11 protein-coding genes are annotated in these 7,579 nt (G+C 60.7%); 6 read left to right on the top strand and 5 right to left on the bottom strand.

Translation table 11 applies throughout. The features are described from left to right. The first annotated feature begins 86 nt into the window (after positions 1–86). The 6 genes from LQ956_RS05215 (at position 87) to hepT (ending at position 2,665) form a co-directional block, all read left to right on the top strand. Positions 87–473, top strand: coding sequence for a type II toxin-antitoxin system RelE/ParE family toxin (locus LQ956_RS05215; RefSeq protein ID WP_008932944.1), 387 nt, complete (start codon positions 87–89; stop codon positions 471–473). Then, positions 454–774 carry a helix-turn-helix domain-containing protein gene (locus LQ956_RS05210; RefSeq protein WP_040405875.1) on the top strand — a complete coding sequence of 107 codons (321 nt, stop codon included), beginning with the start codon at positions 454–456 and terminating at the stop codon, positions 772–774. The genes LQ956_RS05215 and LQ956_RS05210 overlap by 20 nt, the downstream gene beginning before the upstream one ends. Positions 775–1,025: 251 nt before the next feature. After that, positions 1,026–1,307: a BrnT family toxin gene (locus LQ956_RS05205; RefSeq protein WP_238623445.1), complete on the top strand. Its 282-nt coding sequence runs from the start codon at positions 1,026–1,028 to the stop codon at positions 1,305–1,307. After that, positions 1,297–1,617 carry a helix-turn-helix domain-containing protein gene (locus tag LQ956_RS05200; protein WP_238617253.1) on the top strand — a complete coding sequence of 107 codons (321 nt, stop codon included), beginning with the start codon at positions 1,297–1,299 and terminating at the stop codon, positions 1,615–1,617. Before LQ956_RS05205 ends, LQ956_RS05200 begins: the two co-directional genes overlap by 11 nt. A gap of 225 nt (positions 1,618–1,842) precedes the next feature. Continuing rightward, a complete protein-coding gene (mntA, locus tag LQ956_RS05195) occupies positions 1,843–2,310 on the top strand; it encodes a type VII toxin-antitoxin system MntA family adenylyltransferase antitoxin (RefSeq protein ID WP_238629560.1) in 468 nt (155 codons plus the stop codon). Continuing rightward, a complete protein-coding gene (hepT, locus tag LQ956_RS05190) occupies positions 2,258–2,665 on the top strand; it encodes a type VII toxin-antitoxin system HepT family RNase toxin (RefSeq protein WP_238629561.1) in 408 nt (135 codons plus the stop codon). Before mntA ends, hepT begins: the two co-directional genes overlap by 53 nt. Positions 2,666–2,675: 10 nt before the next feature. Here the strand turns inward: hepT and LQ956_RS05185 are convergent, their stop codons facing one another. The 5 genes from LQ956_RS05185 to LQ956_RS05165 all read right to left on the bottom strand — a co-directional run bounded on the left by LQ956_RS05185 (position 2,676) and on the right by LQ956_RS05165 (position 7,503). Next, on the bottom strand, positions 2,676–3,473 hold the full coding sequence (locus LQ956_RS05185; RefSeq protein WP_238629562.1) for a metal ABC transporter permease: 798 nt from the start codon (positions 3,471–3,473) through the stop codon (positions 2,676–2,678). Beyond that, a complete protein-coding gene (locus LQ956_RS05180) occupies positions 3,473–4,036 on the bottom strand; it encodes an ATP-binding cassette domain-containing protein (protein ID WP_238623442.1) in 564 nt (187 codons plus the stop codon). Before LQ956_RS05180 ends, LQ956_RS05185 begins: the two co-directional genes overlap by 1 nt. Then, the gene (locus LQ956_RS05175; protein WP_238629563.1) at positions 4,036–4,923 is read right to left on the bottom strand and encodes a metal ABC transporter substrate-binding protein; all 888 of its coding nucleotides are present in this window, start codon (positions 4,921–4,923) and stop codon (positions 4,036–4,038) included. The genes LQ956_RS05180 and LQ956_RS05175 overlap by 1 nt, the downstream gene beginning before the upstream one ends. Before the next feature lie 14 nt (positions 4,924–4,937). Further along, positions 4,938–6,266, bottom strand: a complete 1,329-nt coding sequence (locus LQ956_RS05170) for a zinc-regulated TonB-dependent outer membrane receptor (protein WP_430733398.1) — start codon at positions 6,264–6,266, stop codon at positions 4,938–4,940. Between the two features lie 418 nt (positions 6,267–6,684). Then, entirely contained in the window at positions 6,685–7,503 is an 819-nt protein-coding gene (locus LQ956_RS05165; RefSeq protein ID WP_238629564.1) for a nidogen-like domain-containing protein, read from the bottom strand. Positions 7,504–7,579 lie beyond the last annotated feature (76 nt).

Here is a 7,579-nt window from a genome sequence, read left to right as displayed (position 1 = left end):
TTTGAGTCCCGGCCTGTCTCCCTCGCAGTTTCTGTAGAAATCTCGCTCTACTGGAAATTTGTTTCACCTGGTGGCATGGTTTTGCAATGAGACGAGTCTTCAAAACCCGCACCTTCACACGCTCGATGAAAAAGGCCGGGCTAACCGATGCAGCACTGTGTGCCGCAGTCGAGGAGATGCACCAAGGGCTCGTCGATGCTGACCTGGGTGGCGATGTTGTGAAGAAGCGCGTCGCGCTGCCTGGTCAGGGCAAGCGTGGCGGTGCCAGAACCATCGTGGCTACGAAAATGGCGGGGCGCTGGTTCTTCCTCTATGGCTTCAGCAAGAACGAGCGATCCAACATCGACAAGGACGAACTGCGGGTACTCCAGGAGGTGGCAAGGGAGCTGCTTGGTTTTGATGATCGGCAACTGGCTATTGCGCTGGCTGCCGGTGAAATTGTGGAGATATGTGATGGCGACGACAAAGCGTAACAGCCGAATTCTGGACGAGATGCACGAGACAGCACGTGGACTTCATGGCGCAGGTCTGATCAGCAAGCGTCGCATGGGCGAGTTCGAGGCGCTGTGCAATCTCGATGTGCACGAAATATCGCCGCAGCAGATCAAGGCGCTGCGTGAACAGGCGCACGTCAGCCAGGCAGTTTTTGCCGCTGTGCTGAACACCAGCCTTTCCACGGTTCAGAAGTGGGAAGTTGGAGACAAGAAGCCGAGTGGGCCGTCGCTCAAACTGTTGAACCTGATCGAGCGCAAAGGATTGGAAGCGGTGATTTAAGGACTTTGAAGACACCCACTTTTTGCCCCGAATTTAAAGGACACCCACTTTCCGCCGACCTCCCCCACCCACCCTGAGACCCTCACCCCATGACCCGACCTCGCTCAAAACTGGTATCCGTCACCGACACGCCCTGGTATCACGTGGTGTCGCGCTGAGCGCAAGCAAAAGGACACCCACGATTTTGCACCGTGGTCTGGTATATCGTTGTCTGGTTTGCCGAGACTAGGCCATTGAACTACACTTGATGCATGAATTTCGAATGGAATCAATCCAAGAGCGATGCATGTTTTGCCGAGCGAGGCTTCGACTTCGGCTACGCCGCCAGAGCCTTCTTCGACCCAGACCGCGTGATTCATGAAAATCTTCGCCATAGCTATGGCGAAGATCGTTATCAACTGATGGGCAAGATCGAACAGCGGGTATTCGTGGTGGTCTACACGCCAAGAAACAACGCCATCCGTATCATCTCAGCTCGCAAAGCCAACCAACGTGAGGTCAGGCAGTATGAAAACAGTCAGAATGACGATTGATCCCGCGAGTCCGGAATCGCTGGTTTCCGGGCGCATTGACCCGGCGCGGGTGGACGCCACGACCGAGGCCGATATTGCCAGGCAAGCGGCGGCTGATGAGGAGGCAAGCATGCAGGATACGGCCCGCTTCGTGCGCCGTGTTCGCAAACGTCTGGGATTAAGCCAAGCCGAATTCTCCAGACGGATTGATGTCCCCCTGGAGAGCATCCGCAACTGGGAGCAGGGCAAGCGGTGTCCCACGGGCGCGGCCAGATCGCTGCTCAAGGTGCTGGACAAGGCCCCGGAAGCCGCGCTGGCTGCGCTACACTAACTGCCGTTCGAGGACTTTAAAGACACCCACTTTTTGCCCACGGCGCTTCACAACGAAGGTACCCTCCCGCCGTCATTCCCGCGCAGGCGGGAATCCAGTCGCGGTTGGAGTGTCCGTCCTGGACTCCCGCTTTCGCAGGAGTGACGCTCTCAAACCAATCGCGAAAGGACACCTGCCTTTTGCACTCGTACAGCACTGCCGCAGAACCCGGCCACGAGGATATGAGTGAGAACGACACTGGAACGCTTGACGGAAATGGCATCGGCCGACAGGGAAATAGCCGTGCTATGGCTTTATGGCTCCCGGGCGAAAAATACCGCTACCGAGACAAGCGACTACGACTTGGCGGTTGCCTTCCGCACACCCGAAAAACGTCCCCTGGAGCGGCGCCTGAGGCCTGAGTTACTGGCCCAGCAGTGGCGGAATCAGCTCGACCTTGCGGAGGACATGCTCTCGGTTGTCGATATCAATCAGGCACCCATTCCGCTGGCCATGGTGATTATTCGCACAGGAAGGGTTCTGCAGGTCAACGATCCCCTGCGTCTGGCTCGTGAAGAAAACCGGATCAGTTCAATGTGGGAGCTTGATTACCAGTTCCATGTGCGAAAATTTGCCACCTCTGACACCCAGGAGCCTGACTGTGGAAATCGAGTACGTGAGCGCCATGCGGGAGCATCTGGCCACTCTGACTGAAGAGCTTGAGCAGCTTCACGCATTGAGTCAGGCGCCGCAGGGCCTGTCGCCCCTGATATATCGTGCGGCAGAGCGCAACCTGCAACTATTGGCGGAGGCCTGCATAGGGATTGCCAAACAGAGGTTGAAGTCTCTTGGCATGACTGTCCCCAGCGACGCCCGTCAGGCCTTTGCCAAACTGCAGGCACTTGGACATGACGCCAGCGGCACGCCCTGGAGCAAGGTGATCGGGCTGCGCAATGCTCTGGTACATGACTACCTGAATCTGGATGCCAACATTGTGCAGGACATCATCCGGCAGCGTCACTACCAACAGCTCGTCGATTTCGCCTCTGCACAATTGGGAAAACATTGAACATCATCCTTCAGCGCCGCCCCGGCACCGGCATGGATAACCACCTCAGCAGGCTTATGGCCGCCAGTACCAGCACCAGCACGGGGCCAAAGGGCTGGTCCAGGGCCGCCGCCAGCACGAAGGACAGCAGATAGGCCGCCACGGCAATCCCGGCCGCCAGCCACAATACCCACACCCAGCCACGGGCAAGGCGCCATGCGATCCAGGCCGGCACGAACAGCAGGGCGAAGGCGGCCATGACACCGAAGCTGGTGGTGGTGATGGCCACGGTGGCCACCACCAGCAGGTCGAACGTGATCTGATGAGGCCGCGCCGAGAGGCCGTTGGCCGAAAAATGATCCGGATAGAAACGGGACATGAGCAGACAGCCGGACAACCAGGGCAGGCACAGCACTCCCGCCACGATCAGGGCCACGGCCGCCATCAGATGAGGACGACCGGTGAAATAAAGCTGCCCATCCATCAAGGATTTGCCCACCATGTCGCCGTGGGCGCTGAAGGCCGAGGCCACCAGCGCCACGCCCCACCCCACCAGGATGAAGATCACATAGTGGTCGTTGCCGGGACGGGTCAGCAGGCCCTTGATGACGGCCAGCCCACCGGCGGCCACCACGGCACCCAGTATGACCGGTGCGTGCAGTGCCACAGCCACCACACCACCCGCCCCCGCCAGTTGGGCATAGGCCAGGGCCGCCAGCCATTCATCCCGCAGCCGCAGATAGACACCCACCATGGCCGCCACCGGTGCCAGCAACAAACCGGTCACGAAGGGCAGGTGAAACAAGGGATCCAGAAGCAGTTCAAGCATCACGGACTCACGGGCACGACACGGGAACAGACGGTCTGGATGAAGTCGGCTTCATGACTGACCACCAGCAAGGTCCGCCCGCCCAGACCCTCCCGAATCAGTCGGATCAGGCCGGCGGTGGCCTCCGGATCCAGGTTGTTGGTCGGCTCATCCAGCAGGATCAGATCGGCCGGACTGCCCAGACAGGCCCAGATCTGTACGATCTGGAACTGCCCGCCACTGAGCTGATCCATGCGGCAGTCCAGCAACCGGGCCACGTCATCGGGAGGCGTCCGTCGACCGGCCCCGGTGAGGCGCACCAGGTCATCCCCGGTGAGAGGACACTCCCGGGGGCGAACGGGCTGCTGGCGATGATGGGCCATGCGCAGCCCCGGTGCCCTGGTCAGGCAACCGTCGAAGATCCGAGCCTGACCGGTGAGGGCCTTGAGCAAGGTGGATTTACCCGCCCCGTTACTGCCCAGCAGGCCCACCACTTCCCCGGCGTAGAGGTCGAAACTGACCGGACCGACCACCGGCCTGTCATAGCCGGCGATCAGTCCGCCACAGACCAGCAGGGGTTGCATCACCGAGCATTCCCGGCCATGGCCTCCACCCACTGGTCGATCAGCGCCAGATAGGCCTCGGCATCCGCGCCCAGGGGCGGGTCCAGCGGTAGGGCATGCAGGGGCCAGTCCAGCTGCTGCGCCACAAAGCGCGGCCCCCGCTCCGCATGGTGAACGGCCCGGATCACGATACCGTCCCGGCCCGTCAGGTCACGCACCAGGTCGCGCAGATGACGGGCGGTGGGCGGAACGCCCGGCACGGGTTCGACGTAACCCAGCACCGGCACCCCCAGTCGCAACGCCAGATAATCCGCATCCTTATGGTAGAAGACCACCCCCGGCGCCCCGCTCACCCGGGCCTGCCACGCTGGCAGTCGGGCCTCTACCTTATCGGCAAAGGCCTCGGCGTTGGCCCGGAACCTGGCGGCATCCTCCGGCACAAGCAGGGACAGGCGCTCCGCCAGCGCATGGGCCACCTCGGCCATGCGGACCGGGTCCATGTTCACATGGGGGTTTCCGGCGGGATGGACATCCCCCAGGGACCGATCCGCCGGACCGCCGACATCGATCAACGCCACCTGGGCGGCGGCTTCGAAGTAACCCGGACGGCCGGGGTTCAGGGCCGGGTTGGCGGCCCCCTGGATGGCCGCGGGCAACCAGCCCACTTCCAGATCTGCCCCCACGGCCACCACCAGATCGGCGCCACGCAGGGCCGCCATCATGCTGGGACGGGCCTGCAGGTAATGGGCGTCCCGATCCGGCGATGCCAGTACCCGCACCGTGACGGCGTCACCGCCCACGGTCTGCGCCAGCATGCCCATGGCCGAGGTGGTGGCCACCACCTGGAGAGAGGCCTGGGCCGTGACGGCCAGACACATCAGTAACAGTCCTGCCAGCCATTTGTGCATCGTCCTGATCTCCTTTAGAACCGGTGGGCACCGTGTACGCCCAGTGCAACCTGGAACTGCAGCATGACGGCCCAGCCATCCTCATCATGATCGTCTTCGTCGGCGAAGTCGGTCCGGTTCACCTGGGCACGCAGCAAGGAGAACTCGGTGGGACGGAAGGTCAGGTTGGCGGCATAGCGGTAGGAGGTGCCGAAGGACTCGTAACCCTGATGTCCGTGCCCCATCCACTGCAGGGTGTTGCGGTTGGTCATGCCCAGGGCATCGGCCCGGACACCGAACTGCCAGCGAGGGGCAATGCCGTACACCGTCTGCACGTACAGGCCGTCCTGACGGGCGATGTCGGATACCGGGGGACGTTGATTATTCCGGAAATCCACGTCGATCTCCCGACGGTAATACTCCCCCTGCACCACCCAGTCACCATGACCGAATGACCGGCCGGCATCGTATTTGTAGACGGCGTCCACACCGGCAAACCAGGCGTTGCCGTCCCAGCTCAGTCGGTGGCTGTGGTCGCCGTGATCGTTGAAGTCCGACAACTGGAAGGCGCGGGCATGGCCATAGGAAAGGCCGAACTGGGCGGCATGGTTGTGGCCCAGATCCGGAGCCAGCTTGGCAAAGCCGGTGATGAGCCGGGGACCGGACTTGTCGCTGAAGGGCTTGCCTTCGCCATGCCCTTCATAGGAGGCGATCCCGGTGGTTTCGCCCTGGAGCAGTTCCAGGCCGAAGACGCTGTAGAAAGCGGTCTTCGGGGTCCAGGTGAGCTGGACGCCCTTCTCCTGCAGTCCGTGATCCCCAAAAAGGTATTCGTTCACCAGGGGGCGATCCACGAAGGCCCAGTCATGGGTGTGCTGGGCGTTGATGTAGCCGATGTCCGAGAGAAACTTGCCTGCCTTGATCTGCAGTCCGGCGGGCAGGTTGCGGGTGGTGATGTAGGCTTCCTCCACCTCCACGTGGTCTTCATCCAGGTGCAGGGTGAGAAGGGCATCGAAGTAATGATCCACGGAGGCGGTGAAGGTGAGTTCCGCGGAACGGAAATTGAAGCCCTCCTCCAGGCCGTGACCATGATCGTGATCATGGCCGTGGTCATGACCATGATCGTGGCCGCCCCCGAACCCGGCCGGCGTGCCCACATGGCCGCTGAATTCGTTCAAATACACGGTATCGATGATGACCGAGATATCCGGATTGAAGGCGCTACCGGAGGAGACACGTTCGCCACCCAATGCCGGTAGCGGGGTCATGGCGGCACCGGCAAGGGTGCTGCCGCTGGGCGGCTCCTGAGCGTAAACCCCGGACAGGGTAAGCAGCAGCAAGGCAGCTGGCAGCGGGAGGCGTCTCATGGCCATGGTCATCTCCGTTTCAGGATGGGGCGTTGATTCGGCAATCACGGCCAATGTTATAACATAACAAACCAGAATCAAGAGCGGAGATGCGGTCATTCAGGTTGAAGGCGCCCTCCCGCCGTCATTCCCGCGGAAGTTTCCAACCAAGGGGCCTCTCGCCGTCATTCCCGCGAAGGCGGGAATCCAGGGAAAGATGGCCGAATGCCCAGGACTCCCGCTTTCGCGGGAGTGACGTTCTCCTGTCAAAAGCCAAAAGTCGTTTTCTCAGAAACCCCGCGCAGGAGTCTCTGGACATGCTCCCTGTCCAGTGGATGCCCGAGAGGGCCAAGGCCGTTCTGCTCTCGTGTCGGCGGGGCGGGCATCAAAAAAAAACCTCGCCCGAGGGCGAGGCCTTGGACGTGGGTGTTTTCGAAAATCAGCCGCGTCTGCGTATTGCAGCCAATCCAAGCAATCCGATGCCCAAAAGGCCAATGGTTGCGGGCGCGGGGACCGGAGAGGCATCAACAGCCACACCACCACTGCGCGCACTGAACACGTACCTGCCGTCAACATCGCTGTTCAAGCGGTTTGATACCAGCGCATTGGGGCCACCATCCAAAAAGGCTCCATTGATGGCCGAACCGAACAGCTCGAAGAAGGTTCCAGGATCACGAGTACCGTTGGAGAAGCCGACCCGCGCAGAGTTTCCACCAAGGCCATTCACGTCTCCCCCACTGAAAGTCCCGGTTTCCCACTGAATCTGGTCGTAGTTGAAAATGAAGTCAAAATCTCCCGGAGCGACATCCGACCGGTCCACCAGAATCAACTGGAAACTGTTTCTGCTGGTATGGGTCTCGCTGCTCGAAAAATAGTCAACATTGATCCAGTTGACCCCGAATGCACCACGGCCGTCAAACACGCCCATACCGAAGGTGACGGGATCACCAGCCATGCGAGTATCCACATCGGCGAAAAACGGGGCAATGATCTGTCTGCCCGTCGATGTCAGATCGAAAGGTGTAAATGCCGCCAACGGAGACCCAAAAGTCACATTACCGTTATTGTTCACGTAAAGTTGGCTGAATGTCATACCAAAGAAGTTCGCCTCAAACCCGATATCGACAAGCCCGGTGGAGTTATCGTCATTAGGGGCAAGGGTGTTGCCATTAAAGCCACCAACGATGGCCGCGGCATGCCCGCCTGCGGGTAAAGCAAACAACAAAGCGAGCCCAAGGGCGCATACTCTGGCCTTCATAGATGGAGTCCCCTATTTATTGTTATGCGGCGGTAGAGCATTTCAATGCTTGACCCGGGAGCTCAATGCAAACACC

The sequence above is a fragment of the Ectothiorhodospira lacustris genome, from assembly GCF_022227845.1.
GTDB classification, from domain to species: Bacteria; Pseudomonadota; Gammaproteobacteria; order Ectothiorhodospirales; family Ectothiorhodospiraceae; genus Ectothiorhodospira; species Ectothiorhodospira lacustris.
Note: the sequence above shows the minus strand (reverse complement) of the source record. Positions and strands in the feature narration are given on the sequence as shown.

Excerpts from the sequence above, each read along its gene's own strand:
- LQ956_RS05205 (WP_238623445.1), top strand. The coding sequence starts at position 1,026 with ATGAATTTCGAATGGAATCAATCCAAGAGCGATGCATGTTTTGCCGAG.
- LQ956_RS05175 (WP_238629563.1), bottom strand. The coding sequence starts at position 4,923 with ATGCACAAATGGCTGGCAGGACTGTTACTGATGTGTCTGGCCGTCACG.
- LQ956_RS05210 (WP_040405875.1), top strand. The coding sequence starts at position 454 with ATGGCGACGACAAAGCGTAACAGCCGAATTCTGGACGAGATGCACGAG.
- LQ956_RS05200 (WP_238617253.1), top strand. The coding sequence starts at position 1,297 with ATGACGATTGATCCCGCGAGTCCGGAATCGCTGGTTTCCGGGCGCATT.
- LQ956_RS05215 (WP_008932944.1), top strand. The coding sequence starts at position 87 with ATGAGACGAGTCTTCAAAACCCGCACCTTCACACGCTCGATGAAAAAG.
- LQ956_RS05170 (WP_430733398.1), bottom strand. The coding sequence starts at position 6,266 with ATGAGACGCCTCCCGCTGCCAGCTGCCTTGCTGCTGCTTACCCTGTCC.
- LQ956_RS05165 (WP_238629564.1), bottom strand. The coding sequence starts at position 7,503 with ATGAAGGCCAGAGTATGCGCCCTTGGGCTCGCTTTGTTGTTTGCTTTA.
- LQ956_RS05180 (WP_238623442.1), bottom strand. The coding sequence starts at position 4,036 with ATGCAACCCCTGCTGGTCTGTGGCGGACTGATCGCCGGCTATGACAGG.
- LQ956_RS05185 (WP_238629562.1), bottom strand. The coding sequence starts at position 3,473 with ATGCTTGAACTGCTTCTGGATCCCTTGTTTCACCTGCCCTTCGTGACC.